This window comes from Marinifilum sp. D737, from assembly GCF_026672275.1.
In the GTDB taxonomy this organism is placed as follows: domain Bacteria; phylum Bacteroidota; class Bacteroidia; order Bacteroidales; family Marinifilaceae; genus Marinifilum.
Genome location: NZ_JANQCD010000026.1, coordinates 49,634 through 70,842, shown reverse-complemented (window position 1 = coordinate 70,842; position 21,209 = coordinate 49,634). Strand labels below are relative to the sequence as shown.

At 37.0% G+C, this 21,209-nt stretch carries 16 protein-coding genes and 1 riboswitch; of the genes, 6 read left to right on the top strand and 10 right to left on the bottom strand.

The genetic code is table 11. From position 1 onward, the window contains the following. The first annotated feature begins 442 nt into the window (after positions 1-442). The 4 genes from NQ163_RS15075 (at position 443) to NQ163_RS15060 (ending at position 4,680) form a co-directional block, all read left to right on the top strand. Positions 443-1,171 (top strand): polyprenol monophosphomannose synthase, encoded by a 729-nt coding sequence (locus tag NQ163_RS15075; RefSeq protein ID WP_268191152.1) that lies wholly within the window; start codon positions 443-445, stop codon positions 1,169-1,171. 31 nt (positions 1,172-1,202) lie between these two features. Further along, entirely contained in the window at positions 1,203-2,543 is a 1,341-nt protein-coding gene (locus NQ163_RS15070; RefSeq protein ID WP_268191151.1) for a dihydroorotase, read from the top strand. A 21-nt stretch (positions 2,544-2,564) separates the two neighbouring features. After that, complete coding sequence (locus NQ163_RS15065) at positions 2,565-3,053, top strand: hypothetical protein (protein WP_268191150.1); 489 nt, start codon at positions 2,565-2,567, stop codon at positions 3,051-3,053. Between the two features lie 685 nt (positions 3,054-3,738). Continuing rightward, positions 3,739-4,680 (top strand): 2-hydroxyacid dehydrogenase, encoded by a 942-nt coding sequence (locus tag NQ163_RS15060; protein WP_268191149.1) that lies wholly within the window; start codon positions 3,739-3,741, stop codon positions 4,678-4,680. Positions 4,681-4,739: 59 nt separating this feature from the next. Here NQ163_RS15060 and NQ163_RS15055 read toward each other — a convergent pair whose 3' ends face one another. The 9 genes from NQ163_RS15055 to NQ163_RS15015 form a co-directional block, all read right to left on the bottom strand. After that, positions 4,740-5,378 (bottom strand): hypothetical protein, encoded by a 639-nt coding sequence (locus tag NQ163_RS15055; protein WP_268191148.1) that lies wholly within the window; start codon positions 5,376-5,378, stop codon positions 4,740-4,742. Positions 5,379-5,522: 144 nt separating this feature from the next. Next, the gene (locus NQ163_RS15050) at positions 5,523-6,062 is read right to left on the bottom strand and encodes a hypothetical protein (RefSeq protein ID WP_268191147.1); all 540 of its coding nucleotides are present in this window, start codon (positions 6,060-6,062) and stop codon (positions 5,523-5,525) included. Between the two features lie 119 nt (positions 6,063-6,181). Continuing rightward, a complete protein-coding gene (locus tag NQ163_RS15045; protein WP_268191145.1) occupies positions 6,182-7,141 on the bottom strand; it encodes a methylenetetrahydrofolate reductase in 960 nt (319 codons plus the stop codon). A gap of 64 nt (positions 7,142-7,205) precedes the next feature. Continuing rightward, the gene (gene metH, locus NQ163_RS15040) at positions 7,206-10,874 is read right to left on the bottom strand and encodes a methionine synthase (RefSeq protein WP_268191144.1); all 3,669 of its coding nucleotides are present in this window, start codon (positions 10,872-10,874) and stop codon (positions 7,206-7,208) included. Between the two features lie 53 nt (positions 10,875-10,927). Next, positions 10,928-12,187 (bottom strand): aspartate kinase, encoded by a 1,260-nt coding sequence (locus NQ163_RS15035; protein WP_268191143.1) that lies wholly within the window; start codon positions 12,185-12,187, stop codon positions 10,928-10,930. Positions 12,188-12,225: 38 nt separating this feature from the next. Further along, complete coding sequence (locus NQ163_RS15030; RefSeq protein WP_268191142.1) at positions 12,226-13,416, bottom strand: homoserine dehydrogenase; 1,191 nt, start codon at positions 13,414-13,416, stop codon at positions 12,226-12,228. Then, positions 13,406-14,440 carry a homoserine O-acetyltransferase MetX gene (gene metX, locus NQ163_RS15025; protein WP_268191141.1) on the bottom strand — a complete coding sequence of 345 codons (1,035 nt, stop codon included), beginning with the start codon at positions 14,438-14,440 and terminating at the stop codon, positions 13,406-13,408. Before metX ends, NQ163_RS15030 begins: the two co-directional genes overlap by 11 nt. A 121-nt stretch (positions 14,441-14,561) precedes the next feature. Then, entirely contained in the window at positions 14,562-15,881 is a 1,320-nt protein-coding gene (locus tag NQ163_RS15020; RefSeq protein WP_268191140.1) for an O-acetylhomoserine aminocarboxypropyltransferase/cysteine synthase family protein, read from the bottom strand. Positions 15,882-16,338: 457 nt separating this feature from the next. Continuing rightward, a riboswitch (SAM riboswitch) is annotated at positions 16,339-16,451 on the bottom strand. Between the two features lie 217 nt (positions 16,452-16,668). Continuing rightward, on the bottom strand, positions 16,669-17,925 hold the full coding sequence (locus NQ163_RS15015; protein ID WP_268191139.1) for an aspartate kinase: 1,257 nt from the start codon (positions 17,923-17,925) through the stop codon (positions 16,669-16,671). A 289-nt stretch (positions 17,926-18,214) separates the two neighbouring features. Between NQ163_RS15015 and fbp the strand changes: the two genes are divergently transcribed. Both fbp and NQ163_RS15005 read left to right on the top strand, forming a co-directional pair. After that, complete coding sequence (gene fbp / locus NQ163_RS15010) at positions 18,215-19,237, top strand: class 1 fructose-bisphosphatase (RefSeq protein WP_268191138.1); 1,023 nt, start codon at positions 18,215-18,217, stop codon at positions 19,235-19,237. A gap of 189 nt (positions 19,238-19,426) precedes the next feature. Then, positions 19,427-19,999: a hypothetical protein gene (locus NQ163_RS15005; RefSeq protein ID WP_268191137.1), complete on the top strand. Its 573-nt coding sequence runs from the start codon at positions 19,427-19,429 to the stop codon at positions 19,997-19,999. Positions 20,000-20,038: 39 nt separating this feature from the next. On the opposite strand, the gene NQ163_RS15000 is transcribed toward NQ163_RS15005, so the two are convergent. Next, positions 20,039-21,196, bottom strand: coding sequence for a transglutaminase domain-containing protein (locus tag NQ163_RS15000; RefSeq protein WP_268191135.1), 1,158 nt, complete (start codon positions 21,194-21,196; stop codon positions 20,039-20,041). Between the last annotated feature and the right edge of the window lie 13 nt (positions 21,197-21,209).

Here is a 21,209-nt window from a genome sequence, read left to right as displayed (position 1 = left end):
ACACCAATCCAAATCGTGGCAAAACCACCCTCTTCATCATGTTTTTCCTATCGCCCTACCGTTGTAAAGCGGGTGCAAAGATAAGGCATACTTTCTCACTATTCCAAATGAAAAATGCAAACTTTTTACCGCAAACATGCTAACAAGTTGATAGTCCGAGAGAAAAAATCCAGAAAAAAACATCAGCGAATGTGTTTTTTGATTGTTTTGAATGTCTATTCGCTGATTTTTTCATGCACAATCATTCGAAACAATCCGGTAGGGATAGAAGCGGCATCCTTTTTCGAAGTATGAGAAAAAGATATAGCGTATAGCCCGGCCCGAAGGGTACCGGCATAATTAATGATGGTTTTCACTCTTTTTAACGAATGTAAATGACAGTTTTATTACAGATATACTATCTTCGTGCTAATAAATTGTTTTACACATTAATTCTCTGAAGGTGACAGATAGACTTGTTATTATCCCGACCTACAATGAAAAAGAAAACATTGAAGCCATTGTAAGGAAGGTGTTCTCGCTGGAAACAGCTTTTGATATTCTTGTAATTGAAGACAATTCTCCTGATGGAACTGCAGATATTGTAAAAGTTTTGCAGAAAGAGTTTTCTCAACTACACATTATAGAGCGAAAAGGAAAGCTTGGCCTGGGTACTGCTTATATTACCGGTTTTAAATGGGCACTAGAAAACAATTACGAATATGTATTTGAAATGGATGCAGATTTTTCGCACAATCCGGAAGATTTGGTTCGTTTATATGATGCTTGCGCTAATCAAGGTGGTGATATGGCCATTGGCTCTCGCTATGTTTCTGGTGTAAATGTTGTAAATTGGCCTATGGGTAGAGTTTTGATGTCGTATTTTGCATCGAAGTACGTTAGAATTGTAACGGGAATGAAAATTCATGATGCAACTGCTGGCTTTAAATGCTACACCAGAAAGGTACTTGAAACCATAAATCTGGATAAGATTAGGTTTAAAGGGTATGCTTTCCAGATAGAAATGAAATTTACTACGTGGAAATTTGGCTTTAATATTATTGAAGTTCCTATCATTTTTACAGATAGAACACAGGGAACCTCAAAAATGAGTGGTGGTATTTTTAATGAAGCTGTATGGGGCGTAATTAAAATGAAACTGCGCAGCTTTTTTACCAAATACGAAAGATAGATTTTAAAATACTTAGAACTAAACAACCAAAATGTCGACTTATTTAATACAAAATGCCTTAATTATTAATGAGGGCAAGAAGTTCGCCGGAAGTGTTCTGGTGAAAGATCAATTGATTGAAGAAATTTATACATCTGCTCCTGAAAAGGTTGATTCATCGTGGAAAGTTATTGATGCTGGTGGAAAATTGCTGATTCCTGGTGTGATTGATGACCAGGTACATTTTCGTGATCCTGGAATGCCACACAAAGGTGATTTGTATACCGAATCGAGAGCTGCCGTAGCAGGTGGTACTACTTCGTTTATGGATATGCCGAACGTGAAACCACAAACAGTTACTCAAGAGCTACTTGCAGATCGCTACAAGCTTGGTGCTGAAAAATCGTTGGCCAACTATTCGTTCTACATGGGTGCCACCAATGACAATTTGGAGGAGATTTTAAAAACAGATCCTAAATCGGTTTGTGGAATTAAGATATTTATGGGTTCATCGACAGGAAATATGTTGGTAGATGATATTGATACGCTTTCGCAGATTTTTGAAAAAGCGCCTCTTTTGATTGCTACGCATTGCGAGGACACTCCGATGATAGAAAAAAACCAAGCTGAATTCGTTGAGAAGTATGGTGAGAACATTCCTATGGAATACCATGGTGTGATCAGAAGTGCAGAAGCTTGCTACAAATCTTCATCGAAAGCTGTTGAATTGGCTAAGAAATACAACACTCGCTTACATATTCTACATTTATCTACCGGAATGGAAATGGATTTGTTCGACAATTCGATTCCATCGAGGGATAAAAGAATTACTACTGAGGTTTGTGTGCATCACTTGTGGTTTGATGACAAGGATTACCTGACCAAAAAATCGAGAATACGTTGGAATCCTGCTGTTAAAACCAAGGCAGACCAGGATAAACTTTGGGAAGCTTTACTTGATGACAGATTGGATGTAATTGCAACAGATCATGCACCACATACTGAAGAGGAGAAAGATGGCAATTATTTGAATTCAGCTGGTGGAGGTCCATTGGTTCAACATTCGCTTGTGGCTATGTTGGAGCAAGCTCGACGCGGCAAGATTAGTCTTGAAAAAGTGATTGAAAAAATGTGTCACACTCCTGCTGAGATTTTCCAGGTTGAGAAAAGAGGCTTTATCCGTAAAGGATATTACGCAGATTTGGTATTGGTTAAGGAAGAAGATTGGACTGCCAACAAAGAAAACACATTGTATAAGTGTGGTTGGACTCCTTTCGATGGAGAAAAATTTCAATACATGATTGAAAAAACTTTTGTGAATGGTAACTTGGTGTACGACAATGGTAAGTTTGATGAAAGCACGAAAGGCATGCGCTTAAGTTTCGATCGTTAACAAACACATTATATATAGAACATGAAAAAATTCTATTATACCTCTACAGCTCTGATCATTTCAGGGCTGTTTTTGTTTTCCTGCCAAAGTAAACCAGAAAATTCACCTGCAAAAACCAAAGGTGAGCTTATTGCTGATCCAATTATTTACGAGGTGATTGTAAAAAATCCTAATCCGGATGATGAATGGCTGAATGAATGCCTGGAGCATACCAATAGTTCCTACTTAATAGAGCAAGTTTTGAAAGAAGTACAAGCTGGTAATCTAAAAGCGTATGATTATTACGACAATCACGAATTATCCATTAGTGAAATCGAACAAATTATTACAGAAAATGATTTGAATGGGAGAACAGGCAAAATTCAGTTTGAAGAGAATTGGTATTGGGACAAGAATCAGTTACAACTCAAAAAAGAGGTTAAAAAACTGATGTTTGGTTTCGAAATATACGATGCTACCGGAAAACTGAGAGGTTATAAAGCCAGTTTTGTGGTTGACTTACAAAAGTAGATGTTAAAACAAGTTACTGACTATTTTTTAATATGAAAATCGCTTTGATTTTAATACGAGGCGATTATTGACTTATGCAATGTGTATATATTTTCGTCCGAGGCCATTGTTAATGTATGCAATGGGTTTGTATTTTCATCCGAGCTGATTGCTAACTTGTGCAATGGGCTTGTATTTTCGTCCACACCCCATGTAAGTTACTTACACACCCCTCGTATTTTCGTTCGAGACCATTGTTGAAACATGCAATGGGTGTGTATTTTCATCCGAGCCGATTGCTAACTTGTGCAATGCGCTTGTATTTTCGTCCGAGACTATTGTAGATTACTTACATACCCCTCGGATTTTCGTCCGCACCTCTTGTAAGTACGCTAAAGCATCAGTAAAATCAGGAATTTTATTTATAATGCCTAGTTAAATTATATTTATGAATTAGAAAGCGCAGTTCACCACAGCGGTTTGTTATTTCAATTCTCATCAACCATCGATAAAATGCTCTTTTGATCCACTGCAAAAAGTATTAGTTTTTGCTTTTTCCATTTTCTTCATAAAGTTCGAAAGCATAATCAAGGTGAAAAAAGTACCTTTGCCTAACTTGAGAATTTCATTCTCAACTCCTAATCCATTACTCTCGATAGTAATCGGGACCATATGCATATAAAACGAACATGTAAAGTTTAAACACATGAAAGTACTATTTATAGATTCAACACACCCTCGTTTATTGGAGATGCTTCAAAATGCAGGCTTCGACTGTACTTATGCTCCTGAAAAGAACAAAGAGGAACTACTTGAAATATTTCCAGAATTCGATGGTTTTATCATTCGAAGTAAATTCAAATTGACCAAAACAGAACTTGACATCGCTTCCAATCTAAAATTTATTGGTAGAGTTGGTGCAGGCCTGGAAAATATTGATGTGGAATATGCAGAAAGCAAAGGCATAAGATGTTTTAATGCTCCGGAAGGAAACCGAGATGCCGTTGGTGAACATGCCGTAGGAATGCTTTTAACTCTTTTCAATAATTTGTGCCGCTGCAATTGGGAAGTTCGCAATGGAATGTGGAGACGCGAAGAAAATCGTGGGATTGAGATTATGGGCAAGACCGTAGGGATTATAGGATACGGAAACATGGGTGGAGCCTTTGCTCAAAGACTAAAAGGATTTGGCTGCAATGTAATTGCCTACGATAAATACAAGTTTGGCTATACTGATGAATATTGCCAGGAAAAACAATTAGAGGATTTGTTTGAACAATGCGATATTTTGAGTTTGCATGTACCGCAAACCGAGGAAACCATGTTTATGGTGAATGATGAATTTCTAAATCAATTCAAAAAACCGATTTTCCTTATTAATACTGCCCGAGGTAAAGTGGTTCGTATTGCTGATTTGGTGAAGAATCTAAAATCAGGACAAGTTAAAGGGGCTTGTTTGGACGTACTGGAATATGAAAAAACATCTTTTGAAGATTTGCATGCATCAGAACTTCCTGCTGAATTTCAATATTTAATTGAGGCTGAAAATGTTTTGCTGAGTCCGCATGTAGGAGGATGGACCCATGAATCGAACATTAAACTTTCTGAAGTTACTGCACAAAAAATAATTGATGAGTTTGCATCATAAAAATCAAAAGCCTCAAGTCTATAGATTTGAGGCTTTCATTTATTATTTATAAGTTTAATTCAAAATTGTGCAACCAAATCCGGTTCTCTCATAAAAACTGATTGCTTTTGCAATTGCTCTGCCAAATCGTAAAGAATTTCAATCTCCGATGAGTTGGTAAACCAATTCTGACTTGTATATATTCCTATATACGATCTACCTTTTAAGTCTGGCATAAAATCAAGATTCAACATATTTATGCCAACCCTTAATCTAACATCAAAATCAAAAGCTTTTAAAATTAACTTCTGAATTTTGTCATTTGTAAAGATCTTATTGGTACCAATTGCAGTAAACTCATCGAATACTACCTGGTTATCAAACGAATCAGCACCTGTTTTATAATATCGTTTTTTCGCAAAAAGACTCATTTTATCGAATATGTGTTTTTTGCGAACACATATCTTTGTCTCTCCTGAAACATCAATAGGAAAAAATACACCGCTAAATATTGAAAAATTATCTAGCCTACGAGAATCTCCAAAACAAGCAAAAATTACTCTTTTGTAATCATTCTCAGGTATACTTACAAATCTTCGGTGGTAACTTACAGGATGCAGTGCATTAGAAGGATACGCTTTCTCGCTAAAATCAATTTTACGATGCGTTTTAAGGGCAAAATCTTTTAATTTTTCAATAGCAGATTTTTCTTTTTCCATGTGGTAGCTGTGGTTTTAAAGATTAAAGTTTATCTAGACATTAATATACTTCAATTTCAATTCAGAATCAAAACACATTATTAACAGCCTGTTAGCAAGTTTCAAAAATGTTATATTTAAACCCAAGCTCCACAATTTTTCCATCTAAAATCCAAATGCCATTCCAACTCCAAAATAATGATAAGCCTCATCGGTTAACTCAATTTCCGATTCCATTATTAAGGACCAACCATTACCAACAGAAACTCTTATTCCTAATGGTATCCAAAGAGGAATTTTGGTTTCATCTCCAAAAACAATATCCATATCCAAACCCGTAATCAATTTGGTTCCTCGTGCCAATGGTACGGTAACATTTGCCGTGCCATCCAATGCAAAATCGTGAAAGTGGTGAGCTCCTGCTGATAATGAAAGCGTTTTACTGAAACCAAATTCAATATCTCCTCCATAATAATTTTCATCTCCAAAAACACCGAATTTCGCTCCCAAATCAATGTTCTGTCCTAATCCAACACCTGCATGAAAAAACATCATAAAATCAGTTTGTCCATCGTAAACCAACAATGATGGTTCAAAACCGATTGCAGCTTCTCCTCCTTTCAAAATTCCAGATGTATTAAAAACCTGAGCCTTTGATAAAAACGCTCCACTCATCAGTAACAATAGAATAATTGCCTTTCTCATATCTTCATTAATTATCAATTCTATTTTTAAACTGAGAAAGGCCTTTTTTTATTGCTGTTTCTGCAATAAAAAATCCCTTTCCAAAAATGAAAAGGGATTCGTTTTCGTTTTAAATCTCGTTAATATATTGCTTTTGCGATGTCTTTCACACAATTGGAAGCCATTAATGTATAAAAGTGTAAAGATGGTACACCATGTTGAATCAACTCTTTGCTCTGCTGTATTCCCCACTCCACTCCAACTTGTTTCACCTCATCGTTGGTTTTGCACTTACGAACTTCGGCTGCTAAAGCCTCTGGTATTTCGGTTTTAAAGATCTGTGGAAGCACATTTAATTGCGACAAAGCTGATATTGGTTTAATTCCAGGAACAATGGGAACAGTAATTCCAGCTTCTCTCACTTTTTTCTCAAAATCGAAGAATTTTTGGTTATCGAAAAACATTTGCGTTACGATATAATCTGCTCCTGCATCCACTTTTTTCTTCAGCCAATATAAGTCCGATTCCATATTTGGAGCATTTTCATGTTTCTCCGGGTATCCGGCAGTACCATAAGAAAATGGTGTTTCAAATGGCTCAACATGGGTACCATCCAAAAAGATTCCTTTATTGATATCGTTCACCTGTCCAATTAAATCAATAGCGAACTTGTGCTCTCCTTCACTCGGAATGAAATCGTGACGTGGTGATTTATCCCCTTGCAAAAGCAATAAATCATGAATGCCCAGGAAATTCAGATCCAACAATGCATTTTCAGTTTCTTCAGGAGTAAATCCGCTACAGATTACATGAGGAACAACTGTAAGTTTGTATTTATTCTGAATGGCAGCTGCTACTGCAACAGTACCCGGACGCTTGCGAGTGATCTTTTTCTCGAATCCTCCATTTGGGGATTCCACGAATACCACCTCATCGCGGTGTGCCGTAATATTAATGTACTTCGGATCGAATTCCCGAAGTTTTTCGATGGTATTAAATACCTTATATATACTATTACCCCTTAATGGAGGTAACAGTTCAAAAGAGAAGTGTGTGGTTTTATTCTCAATTGCTTGATTTAAATGTTCGATTACTTTCATTGGTTAATTTTAGATGTAAGATTTTATTAAATCTCAAAAATCGTATTCTAATAATTTGATGTTTTTACAAAATTGCCGTCAACAACCTGCTGGCTTCCTCTTCTGAAATTCCTTTTCGTTCAGCGTAGTCTTTTAGCTGGTCTTCCTTGATTTTATCAATCGAAAAATAAATGGCATCGGGATGAGCCAACACCAATCCACTTACCGAAGCAGCAGGATACATGGCATAGCTTTCTGTTAATGTAGCACCAATATTCTCCTCAACCTGCAAGAAGTCCCAGAGTACTTTCTTTTCGGAATGTTCAGGCAATGATGGATACCCAAAAGCCGGGCGAATTCCCTGGTATTTTTCGCGCAACATTTCTTCAACGCTCAGGTCTTCTCCATTTGCATATGCCCAATCTTCCTTACGGATTTGCTCATGCAATAACTCTGTGTAAGCTTCTGCCAATCGATCTGCCAAAATCTTCATCATGATGCTGTTGTAATCATCATTTTGCTCAGCATATTTTTGCAGGCTCGCTTCTATACCAAGTCCGGCTGTTACTACAAATGCGCCTACATAATCTATTTTTCCAGATTCAATTGGAGCCACAAAATCGCTCAAACACAAATTACTTAATCCTTTTGAGAATTTCTCCTGCTGGCGAATTTGAGTGAATCGCTTCAATTCCGAACTTCTTGCCTCGTCAGAATAAATCACAATATCATCGCCCACTGCATTTGCAGGGAACAATCCATAAACAGCACTCGCTTCCAAAAGATTCTCTTTCTCAATTCGGTCCAACATTTTATTGGCATCCTCGAAAAGTTTTTTTGCCTCATCCTTGTAATCCGGATCTTCCATGATTTCAGGATACATGCACTTCAATTCCCAAGCTACAAAGAAGAAAGTCCAATCGATATATTTTCTAATTTCACTGATAGAGAAGTTCTTCTGTACCTGCAAACCTGTTTTCTTTGGTTTATATATTGGTGATTTTATCCAATCAATTGCCTCTGCATTTTCTCTTGCTTCTTCCAAAGAATAGTATTCAGCCGATTTCTGTTTGGCATGATTCTCTCTCACCTTTTGATATTGTTCTTTCACGCTATCCAGGTAATCGCCACGTTTGTTTTTATCACACAATTTCTTGAAAATACCTACCGACTGAGAAGCATCACTCACATGAACAACGCCATTCTTATAATTGGGTTCAATTTTCACTGCCGTATGCAATTCTGATGTTGTTGCTCCTCCTACTACCAAAGGAATATCGAATCCTTCGCGTTGCATCTCTTCGGCAACAAAACACATCTCTTCTAAAGATGGTGTAATCAAACCACTCAATCCTATGGCATCGACATTTTCCTGTTTGGCTATTTCAAGAATTTTCGAGCATGGAACCATTACACCTAAATCGATTACCTCGAAATTGTTACAGCCCAGTACAACATCAACAATATTTTTACCAATATCGTGAACATCTCCTTTTACCGTTGCCATTAATATCTTGCCCGCATTCCTGGCATCGGCAGCATTGCTTTTTTCTTCTTCGATAAATGGCTGAAGATAGGCTACTGCTTTTTTCATTACCCTGGCAGATTTCACCACTTGGGGAAGGAACATTTTCCCATCACCAAACAGCTCACCAACTATATTCATTCCATCCATTAAAGGTTTTTCGATTACCTCTAATGCTTTCGGATAGTTTTGACGTGCCTCTTCTGCATCCTCTTCTATATAATCAGTAATTCCTTTTACCAAAGAGTAAGACAATCTCTCATTTACAGATTTTTCTCTCCATGCATCAGTTTTTACCTTGCTCGTACCAGCTGATTTTAATCCTTCAGCAAATTCTATTAGGATTTCGGTTGCTTCAGGCTTCCTGTTTAGTACAACGTCTTCAACCTTCTCTAGTAATTCCGGTTCAATTTCATCGTAAATCTGCAACATTCCAGGATTTACAATTCCCATATCCAAACCTTCTTTTATTGCATGATATAGGAAAACCGAATGCATTGCTTCACGAACCACATTGTTCCCCCGGAAAGAGAAAGACAGATTACTAATTCCCCCACTGATTTTTGCATGTGGAAGATTCTCTTTGATCCACTTTACAGTCTTGATAAAATCAACAGCATAATTGTTATGCTCTTCAATCCCTGTAGCAATTGCCAATACATTTGGGTCGAAGATGATATCTTCTGGCGGGAAGCCCACTTTTTCTGCTAGTATTTTATAGGCTCTGCCGCATATTTCAATTCTGCGTTCATAAGTATCGGCCTGACCTTTTTCATCGAAAGCCATTACCACTGCAGCAGCTCCATATCTTTTTATTTGGGTAGCATATTTAATAAATTCCTCTTCTCCCTCTTTCAAAGAAATAGAATTTACTACGGATTTTCCTTGAACACACTTTAAACCAGCTTCCAGAACAGACCATTTCGAAGAATCAATCATAACAGGAACGCGAGAAATTTCAGGTTCTGAAACCAAGAGTTTCAAAAATACATCCATTTCTTTTTCGGCATCCAACATGGCATCATCCATGTTCACATCAATAATTTGAGCACCATTTTCGACCTGCGAACGAGCAATTGACAGCGCCTCCTCGTATTTTTCTTCACGGATTAATCTTGCAAACTTTCTAGAACCTGCAACATTGGTACGCTCACCAACATTTACAAAGTTGCTCATAGAGTTGATGCGCAACATCTCTAATCCGCTTAAGCGAGTTTCCGTATCCACATCCGGAATTTCTCTAGGTTCAGCATCTTTGACAGAATTGGCAATAGCAGCAATATGATCAGGTCTTGTTCCGCAACATCCTCCTACAATATTTACCTTTTTGTTCTCCAATAGCTCCTTTAAATCACCCACCATGGTGGTAGGAGTTTCATCGTATTCACCCAATTCGTTTGGCAAACCAGCATTAGGATATACACTTACATATACAGGCAATAATGTATCCAATTGTTGAATAAATGGGATCAAATCTTTCGCACCAAAAGCGCAATTCAAACCAATACTCAACAACCTGTCACATTTCATCGAAGTTACAAAAGCTTCCAATGTCTGGCCTGATAAGGTTCTTCCACTGTTATCGGTAATTGTTCCCGAAATCATGATTGGCAGGTCCAAACCTCTCTCTTCCAAAAGTTGATCTGCAGCATAAACAGCAGCTTTTGCATTCAATGTATCGAAAATTGTTTCTATCAATAAGGCATCAACACCTCCATCAAGCAAACCTTTAATTTGTTCGGTGTAGATTTCTACCAAATCATCAAAACTTACATCTCTATAACCCGGATCTTCCACTTTTGGAGACATTGATGTAGTTTTGTTTGTTGGACCAATGGCACCAGCGATCCATCTTGGAGTATGTTGATCTATTTTCTGAATTTCATCAATTGCTCTGCGAGCATTCTTCACTGCTTCCAGATTCAATTCATAAGCAAGCTCTTCCAATTGGTAATCAATCAAAGAAATGGCATTTGCATTAAAAGTATTGGTCTCGATGATATTGGCACCTGCTTTTAAAAATTCCAGGTGAATATTCTTAATGATTTCAGGCTGAGTCAGCGTTAACAAATCATTGTGACCTTTTTGATCCGCTGAAATATTAGCAAATCTTTCTCCTCTAAAATCCGATTCAACTAATTGATATGATTGAATCATGGTTCCCATTGCTCCATCAAGAACCAAAATCTGATTTTTTAATGCCTCTCTTATCGTAAAATTTTGCTCCATATTATAATAGCTATTAGCCTTTAGCAACTAGCTGTTGGTATTTTTTAATAATCTCAATTTGCTACTGTCAGGTAGATTGCTGTGTTGCTATTTTTTTGCTCTACCAAAACATGATGCTTGTTTTGAATTTCTTCAATCGTAGCTGGTGTATAATGTCTAACGGTTATCAGTTCCAAATCTTCACTCAGGTCTACTTCATATTTTTTACTCAATTCACCAATTAGCTCCTCGATATTTCTAGCTGAACTATTGGCACAAAATGCAAAACTAACAGCAGTGTTTTGAGTAAAATTAAGCTTAATTCTATACTTTGTCACGAGTGAAAAGATAAAAACCAGATCTTTTTCGCCTATAAATGAAAAATTTAAGGGTTTCAAGTTCACCATCACTTGTTTTTTCTTCACAATATAGTTTGGCAACATGGGTTGAGGCTGCTCTCCCTTTGTAATCAAGGTTCCTTTTTGCGATGGATCGATAAATGATTTCACCCAAAGAGGAATCTGTTTTGCCTGCAATGGTTTTATAGTTTTGGGATGAATTACCCTTGCCCCATAATACGACAACTCTATTGCTTCGTGATATGGAATTAAATCCAATTTGGTTGTTGTTTCAAAATAATCAGGATCAGCATTCAATATTCCCAACACATCCTTCCAAATGATCATTTTATCAGCGCCAAGCAGATGAGCAAGGATTGCAGCCGTATAATCTGAACCTTCTCGTCCCAGAGAGGTTGTAAATCCTTTCTCATCACTAGCTATAAAGCCTTGAGTGATATAAAGCGCTTGCGAATCATCAACAAATTTTGCATTTGCTTTTTCCTTAGATGATTCCCAATTGATATTGGCATCAACGTAATTGTCATCCGAATCCAAACAAGTTCTAATATCAACCCATTGATTCTTTTGTCCAGTTTCATTCAAATAACCAGAAATTATGCTTGTTGAAAGTAACTCGCCAAAACCAATCACCTGATCGTATTCAAAATTGAACTGATCAGATGATGGTTTTGAAATTTTGGTTTCCAGCTCGACGAAAAGAGCGTTTACTTCCGAGGCAATTTGCTCTGGCACTTCTTCGAACAATTCGTTGAGTACTGAAATGTGGTTCTTTTTCAGTATCTCGAAGTGCTTCCAGGCATCATCGCTTCCGGAAAAATATGCATCTACCAGTTCTTCCAGCAGGTTTGTGGTTGAACCTATTGCCGAAATCACAACAGTAAGGGGTCGCTTTACCTTAGCTATTATCTGGCAGATGTTTCGTATGGCAGCAGCATCTTTAACAGATACACCACCGAATTTGTATATTATCATGTTACTTCTTGATCTTAGGTGTGATTTTTCACGAGCAATTATTCGTCTCCCAAATAGGCAAGGAAAATATCTCTCCCTTTAATTTGCTGACGAATTTTTATCAATTGGGAAAGATTCAATGTTCCAATCACATAATTGAATTCTTTTCCTGTAAGAGATTCTCTAATTTCTTTGAACTCAAACAAAGCCAAATCGTCTTTGTTCGTATATCTCAAATAAACTTCAACCTCCATATCGTTGGTATACTCTAAGCCTCCATAGTATTTCAGCTTTTTGTACTCATATTTATAATCGTAAGCCAAAGCTGTGATATCAGACAATACGGCTGATCCTGTTGGATGAGCTCCTGCTCCTTTTCCATACATGAATTGGTTATCGTAGAAATTTCCTTGAATCAACACACCATTGTAATGACTCTCTACTGTATACGCATGCTCTTCGGGTTTCACAAACTTAGGGGCAACCAAAAGGTTCACATGGCTTCCATTTACCTTAGTTACTTTCCCTAACAATCTGATTTTATATCCTTTCTGCGATGCCAATTCGATATCCTTTGGCGATAGATTCGATATTCCAAAATTGAATACCTGATCAGGATGAACGAAAAGTCCAAAACCATGAACGGTTAAAATGATCAATTTATATAATGTATCGAATCCGTCTACATCAGATGTTGGATCACTTTCAGCAAATCCCAAGTCTTGTGCTTGCTTCAAGGCAACATCATAATCCAAATTTTCATTAAAAATCTTCGTAAGAATATAATTCGATGAGCCATTCAGGATTCCACTTACCGATTGCAACAAATCATTATCGTAGTATTCTTCCAGGTTCCTTATAATTGGAATACTACCGCAAGCAGATGCTTCATATACAAATGAAACTTTGTGCTGCCATTGCAATTGAATCAGTTCCTCGATATGGTAAGCCAACATTTTTTTATTGGCTGAAACCACATGCTTTCCATTTTTCAAAGCTGTTTTTACAATCTGATAGGCTGCATCAGCATCATCAATCAATTCGGCAACAACATTAATTTCAGGATCGTTTAATATATCATCAGGGTTCGTGGTTAAAACTTCTGAATCTAAATCTCGCTCCTTTTCACCATCTCTTACACATACCTTTACAATAGAGGCATCCAAGCCTTTGCTATTTTTCAGAACGTGGGCCAATCCGGAACCAACAACTCCGTATCCGAATACACCTATTTTAAGTTTATTGCTCATTGATTTTGTTTTCGATTAAAAATGATTGTAATACTTTGGTTAATTGTTCTTGTTCTAAAAGGAATCCATCGTGACCATACAGCGAATGGATTTCCAAATATTGAGCTTGCGGAATATGATCCGCAATAAATTTTTGTTCGTTTATTGGGAAAATCTGATCCGAATCGACTCCTATCACAAGTGTTCTTGATTTGATTTCATTCAAAGCATTGTCTAATCCACCTCTATTTCTTCCCACATCATGGCTGTCCATGATTTTTGACAAGTGCCAATATGAGTAAGCATTAAATCGTCGAGCTAGCTTTTCCCCTTGGTATCTTTGATAAGAGCTTGCCCGATAATCATCCGTCTTATCATTTTCATTCTCTTGTTGTGAATGATCGTAAGTTGCATAGGTTCTGTAACTCAACAGTGCAATTGACCGAGCTACTCTCATACCATTCAACCCGGCCTCATCATTCGATTCCTTCCAGGTCGGATCAACTTCTATCGACATTCTTTGCGATTCGTTAAAGGCAATCCCCCAAGGTGAGTGCTTGGCATTCGATGCCAAAACCACCAAATTGTTTAACTTGCCATTCAACAAGTAAGCCCACTCCAAGGCTTGCATGCCTCCCAGTGAGCTCCCAATCATCATATGAATGCGCTTAATATTTAAATGTTTTCGTAAAATTTCGTGTGCCGCCACCAAGTCGCGTACGGTCAGTTGCGGAAAATCGTGATAGTAAGCTTGTCCGTTTTCCGGATTTTGAGAAAGAGGTCCCGTAGTTCCATAGCATGAACCAAGAAAATTGGCACATACGATAAAATAATCTTTAGGATTAAAAAAATCATTCTCTCCAAAAAGCCCTGCCCACCAATCAAAAACATCAGAATTGGCAGTAAGTGCATGACAAACCCAAATCACATTGTTTCGCGAAGGATCGTACTCCCCATAGGTGTGATAAGCAATGGTCAACTCCTTAAGGCGTTCGCCCGATTCAAGTTGTAAACCTTCTTTATGGATGTAACAATTTGGATTCACTTGTTAAAAATTTTGTTTATTGCTGATTTTGTTTTTTTGATTTCCTCATTTGTGATAATGAGGTTAAGAGTATCTCGATCGAAATTCATCTATTAAATTCCGATCGAGATTGCTATAAGAACTAATTAATTGTTTCTACATTAATGGCCTTTTCAACCGCTTGTTTGATGTCTGCCTTAATATCTTCAATGTGTTCAATACCCACTGAAATTCTTAGCAAACCTGGCTCAACGCCCGATGCCTTTTGCTCTTCCAAAGTCAATTGCTCATGAGTTGTTGAACTTGGATGAATGATCAAAGTTTTTGCATCTCCAAGGTTGGCTACATGAGAAAGTAACTCAACTCCATCTACCAATTTATCGGCAACTTCTTTTCCGCCTTTCACTTTGAAAGTAAGTACCGAACCAGCACCTTTTTTGAAATATTTCTTTGCTCTTTCGTAGTATGGACTCGATGGCAAGCCAGGGTAATTTACCTGTTCCACCCAATCTTGTTCTTGCAACCACTCGGCTAATGCTAAAGTATTTTCGACATGACGATCCAAACGAAGCGAAAGAGTTTCCAATCCTTGCAGTAGCAAAAATGAATTGAATGGGCTCTGGCTACATCCGTAATCTCTCAACCCTTCAACTCTTGCACGAATTGCAAAGGCGATGTTTCCAAAAGGTCCATCTACTCCAAACACATCAGAGAAAACCAAACCATGATATCCTTCAGATGGCTCAGAAAACTGAGGGAATTTTCCATTGCCCCAATTGTAATTTCCACCATCAACAAGCACACCGCCAACTGCAGTACCATGGCCACAAATCCATTTGGTTGCCGATTCAACAACAACATTTGCTCCATGTTCCAATGGACGGAACAAATATCCTCCAGCTCCCAGAGTATTGTCAACAATTAGTGGCAAATCGTGTTCTTTTGCAATTGCTGATACCTTCTCGAAATCAGGAATTGAGAACTTTGGGTTTGGCAATGCCTCCACGTAAATCGCTTTTGTATTTTCATCGATTAGAGGAAGAATGGTTTCAGGATGATCAATATCAACAAACTTACACTGAATGCCCAAACGCTTAAACTGTACCTTAAACTGGTTGTAAGTTCCTCCGTAAATTTGTGAAGCACTAATGAAATTATCTCCTGCTTCCAAAATATTGGTCAAAGCCAAAAATTGAGCTGCCTGTCCCGATCCTGTTGCAACTGCGGCAACACCACCTTCCAATGCGGCAATTCTCTTTTCGAAAACATCATTGGTTGGATTCATTAATCGAGTATAAATGTTTCCAAACGCTTTCAAGCCAAACAAATCGGCTGCATGTTTCGAGTCATTAAAAGTGTAAGCTGTAGTTTGGTACAAAGGAACTGCTCGTGAATTTGTTGTTGCTTCAACTTCTTGTCCTGCGTGTATCTGTAGTGTTTCGTATCTTAAATTATTTGACATGGCGATTCTATTTTATAGCTGCCAGCCTCAATATCCTGATAGCATATCGGGATTGCATAATGCTGTAGCAGCTTAGGATTTAATCCTTGATTTAAAATTTGATTAATTTGGTATTAGAAGCAAAGGCTTCTGATGGTCGCAAATTCTGTATTTATCTTATGTACAAGCAGACTGAACAGTTAGATGGATTCAGTTTTGATTGCATCAATTCCTATTTCTGAAAATCAGAAACCATTGAAAAAATAATTTAGAATTTGAATTCCCTGGTTCGGAGTTATTTTATACGCACCAGCATCTAAAAAATAGGGAAAAAATTTAGACAGAATGCGTTACAGCATACGCATCATTCGCTGCATTCGCATCATAGTGGTAATAGATGCCAAAGTTTGCAACTGAATGTTTTGCTCTGGTTGAGCCTGCTTTTGAATGTGAATTTCTGTCTTCTTCATGATCTTTTAATTTATATTCACCAAATTAAATGGTCAGGATTTGACACCTTTCAGCTTTTGGTTTTTGCCGGGGTTGTCAGAAGGTCATCGAGCCTGTTCTCTCACTTCTTCTGTATAAATTAATGATATCCTCCTGCGAGTATTACCTTAAATATCTGTAACAAATATAGGCATGATTTTTTAATCTCCAAATAAAAGAGGCGATACTCTTAAATTTTATCTCCTGAAAATGTGCTAACTATACCTTATATATGCAAAGGTGATTTTTTTGTAAAAAAAATTAAAAAAGAAAACCCCAGGTTAAAACCCAGGGCAAGTTATAATGAATTTCTATCTGTTTATACAATCACGAATTGAGCTGTATCTCTGCTTCGTTGTTCCAACAAAATTTCTCTTCCGGCAGTCATTCTTTCCACCGCCTCATCATCATGATGACGAATGGTAATTAGTTCTACATCATCGTTGTATTTCACTTCAAAATCCTGTGAAATTTCATCCAACAAATTATTCAATCTTCTTTCGGATTTATCGACACATACCGAAAAGCTAATTGCCGAATTTTGAGTTAAATTCACCTTCATTCGATGCTTTGCAAAAAGAGCGAACAAGGAACTTAAATTTTCCTCCAAAATGAAAGAAAAATCAGTTGGGCGAATGGATATCAACACCTGATCTTGTTTGCGAATAAAAACTGGCAATTGCTTTTCCATCTGCTTGGATGCAGTGCTAATTAAAGTACCCGATTCGCTATAGTTAATAAAGGATCGTACCTGTAAAGGAATCTTCTTTCGCTTGATTGGTTGAATGGTTTTTGGATGAATCACTTTTGCTCCATAAAATGCCAACTCAATGGCTTCCTGGTACGAAATTCTATCCAGCTTCTGAGCATCATCCAACCATTTTGGATCAGCATTCATAATTCCAGGAACATCTTTCCAGATTGACAATTTATCCACATCTAAAATGTAGGATAGAATTGCAGCTGTATAGTCCGATCCTTCTCGACCCAAAGTTGTAGTTTGATTGGTGGTTGTTCCACCCAAAAAACCCTGAGTAACATACACAAAAGTGCTGTTAAAGCTAAAGGTTTGATGCACCAACTTGTGCGAAAGATCCCAATCAACTTTTCCTTCTCGGTAACTATTGTCCGTTTTTAAACAGGTTCTGATGTCAACCCATTTATTTGGCGATCCACTTTTGCGTAGATATTCCGAAACAATGGTAGTTGAAATTAACTCACCAAACGAAACGATCTGATCGTAATCAAAATCGTAATCCAAAGTTGGTTCTCCTTGCAAATAAGCATGAAGTTGCTCGAACAATCGATTTACTTTTTCATAAATCGCATCTTCCTTATTTGCAAACAACTCATTAATGATGTCGAAATGATAAGACTTTATCTCACGAAACTTTGATTCTACCAAATCTGATTTTACACAAAAATCATCGGTAATTTGCTCCAAGGCATTGGTAGTTTTACCCATTGCCGAAAGAACAATTATGGTTTCGTCTTTATAAGATTGAACAATCTTTACAAAATTTTTGACACCCTCGGCACTATTTACCGATGCACCTCCAAATTTAAATATGTTCATGGAAAATTACTTAAGTTTTATTGTTTTTGGCTTCCGCCACTTTTAATAAAAATTGAAGGTACTAAATAAAGCTTGAGCAAAGCAAAAATATTTTTCAACATTTTGCTTTTTTTACATTTTTTAAGATAAGAAAACACTGTATAGCAGCTCCAAAATGATTTAACCGTAAAAAGCACTATTTTGATTTTAAAAAAACTTTTCTGTCAACGTTTGAAATAAGGGTTTGGCATTAAATAAAAAAGCATAACTTTATGCCACCAAATGAATGTAAACCAAAAGCCTTTTTAAAATGACTGAACACAATAATGTTCAAACCCTGAATCAATTTATTATTGAGCGTCAGTCTGATCATCCGGGAGCAAAAGGAGAGTTATCTCGTTTGCTTCATCACGTAGAAATTGCTGCCAAAATTGTAAACCGAGCTGTAAACAAAGCCGGTTTGGTAGATATTCTAGGCGAGCACGGCGATCAGAATGTTCAGGGGGAAGATCAGCAAAAGCTAGATGTTTTTGCCGATACACACTTTATTGATGCCTTAAGAGCAAGTGGCGAATGTGCTGCTGTAGCTTCGGAAGAGAACGAAGACATTATTATTTTCGAAGATGAGATGTGCAAAAACGGAAAGTATGTTTTCTGTATGGATCCATTGGATGGTTCTTCGAATATTGATGTAAATGTTTCCATTGGAACCATTTTCTCGATTTTTGAACGGATTACACCTCGCGGACAAGTTGCCAACATGGAGGACTTCTTACAAGAAGGAACCAAACAGGTTGCTGCGGGATATATAATCTACGGATCATCAACCATGTTGGTGTATACCACAGGTAATGGTGTAAACGGATTTACCCTCGATCCATCAATCGGAGAATTCTGTTTGTCGCATCCAAACATCAAAACACCAAAATCGGGAACCATTTATTCCATTAACGAAGGGAACTACATTAATTTCCCACAAGGAGTAAAAAAATACATTAAGTATTGCCAGGAGAAAGATGCTCGCAGCAAACGACCATTTACTTCGCGATACATTGGTTCTCTGGTAGCCGATTTTCACCGCAATTTGTTAAAAGGTGGTATTTTTATTTACCCACAAACCAATAAAAATCCCGATGGCAAGTTGCGATTGATGTATGAATGTAATCCTGTAGCATTTATTGCTGAGCAAGCAGGTGGCATGGCTACCGATGGAAATGGCAGAATTATGGAAATTACTCCTGATTCGTTACACCAACGTGTGCCTTTCTATACTGGTTCGACCAATATGGTGAAAAAAACAGAAGAATTTTTACACTTCTTCAACAATATTTGATTTCAACAACTAACCAGAAATCCAAAATGCAAAGCCACTTCTCGTTTGAAAAGTGGCTTTGGTTTTTATTTCTGTCTGTAATTCTATATAAGTAATCATTGACATCCCTCCCTCTTTGTTGTAATTTAGCTACACCAATCTCATAACTTCTTATAGCATACTTTTTTTCACTTTAAAAATCCTATAGAAATGAAAACGATATGCTTACTATTAGTGCTATTTCATTTTGCCATACCAGCTCTATCGCAAGAAGAAAAAGTAATTATCAACAATATTGAGTTGAACCAAAGTCAAATGGAAGAATTTGAAGAATATTACGGTACCAAGCCTCTTCCGGGTAATTACTGGTACGATAAAACCAGTGGTTTGTACGGTGTTGTTGGCTATGCTTCATTTGGTTTTATGCTGCCCAACCATAACTTAGGCCACTTAAAGCGTGATGCCTCGAACGGGCAAACCAATGTGATTGTTAATGGCAGGGAATTACCACAAAACGAATGGCTGGTTTGGAGCTATGTTTTGGGCTATTACATTCAGCCGGGAAATTACTGGTTCGATCATTTGGGAAATGCTGGCTATGTTGGAAATCCAATTCCTACCGTAAATTTATACTTGGCCGCACAACAAAATGGCTACAGCGGCAAGGGAAGTGGTGGCGATAATTTTTGGTCAACACGATTTAGTTCCGGCAATTACGATCAAGGCAATACAAGAGGTTATGTGAGTGTGCCGGGGCATGGGCCTGTTGGCTATGGATTTTAGAACTCAACTTTGCCACTCCTGAATTAGCAGTTTCACGACTTACATTTTTTTATAAAACAATGATTTCCTGTAGTTTTTAGGTGTACTCAATACTTTTTTCAAAAAAATATCCTGTATCTTAACATTCTCCATTGCCGCTTTAATAGACTTATCTAAATGATGCATCAATCGTAGAGTGCTGTGATCCGCATTTTCAATCTTTTTTAAACACTCAAGGGAAGATTGAAAAGAAGTTTTCATACTGTTCATCATTTCAATTAAATATTCATCTCCTTTATCAGGCTTGAATAATTTATTCCTAAAATCAATAAACTGATTATAAGTATAAATCCCTTCTTTATAAAAAAGAAGAGCATCATTGTATTTAGATACAACATTATTATATTGCCATTGCACCATGTTATTCTCTATATCCTTTACATGGACAAAAGTCATATAGTCTACAACAATATTCTGAATTATTCTTCTCCTTGTATTTTTTAAACGTTCGATATTTGATTGTTGACTATATAATTTAAGACTATCGCTAACATTGAAATAGTTCTCTGCATTTTTTTTCCCTTTTTTCGAGTGTCGAAACTCAACAGATGTAATAGGATATTCAAGCAATTGCCATAAAGGATCAAATGGCATATGTGTAGCAATTGCTTTATGTGGTCTCATTTTGTAGTAATTCATATTTACCTGACGACTAAAATTTGTTTCATTGATATTCCCAGCACCCCAGGTAGGATCATAAACACTCCAATTCGAATCCAATTTTACAACACACCAGGAGTGTGGTGCAGAACTGATTCTTCTTTTAATTTTTGTATAACCAGTTACAATATGAGATTCAATATTTAAAAGTGACAATGCATCATGAAAGAGACTAGCATAACCATCACAAATTCCTTTTCTTTTTAATAGTGTATTGGAACTGCTTGTCTGATCATTGTTATCCAATGAGTAAACATTTTCAATATCATAGCTGATATTATTTACAATCCAAACAAAAAGAACTCTAACTTTATTTTCATCCTTGTTAATTTTTCTATCAATATAACCAGCCAGGTCTTCTACCGAATAAGTTACAGAGTCAGGAATATTCAGAGCCAAAACATCCTGATAATTATCCTGTGCTGATACGTCCTTGTTTTCGACAAAAAATAGGAGATTAAAGAGAAGTAAGCCCAATAGGCAGTATTTAAGATTCATGTGTAAGTGCTTT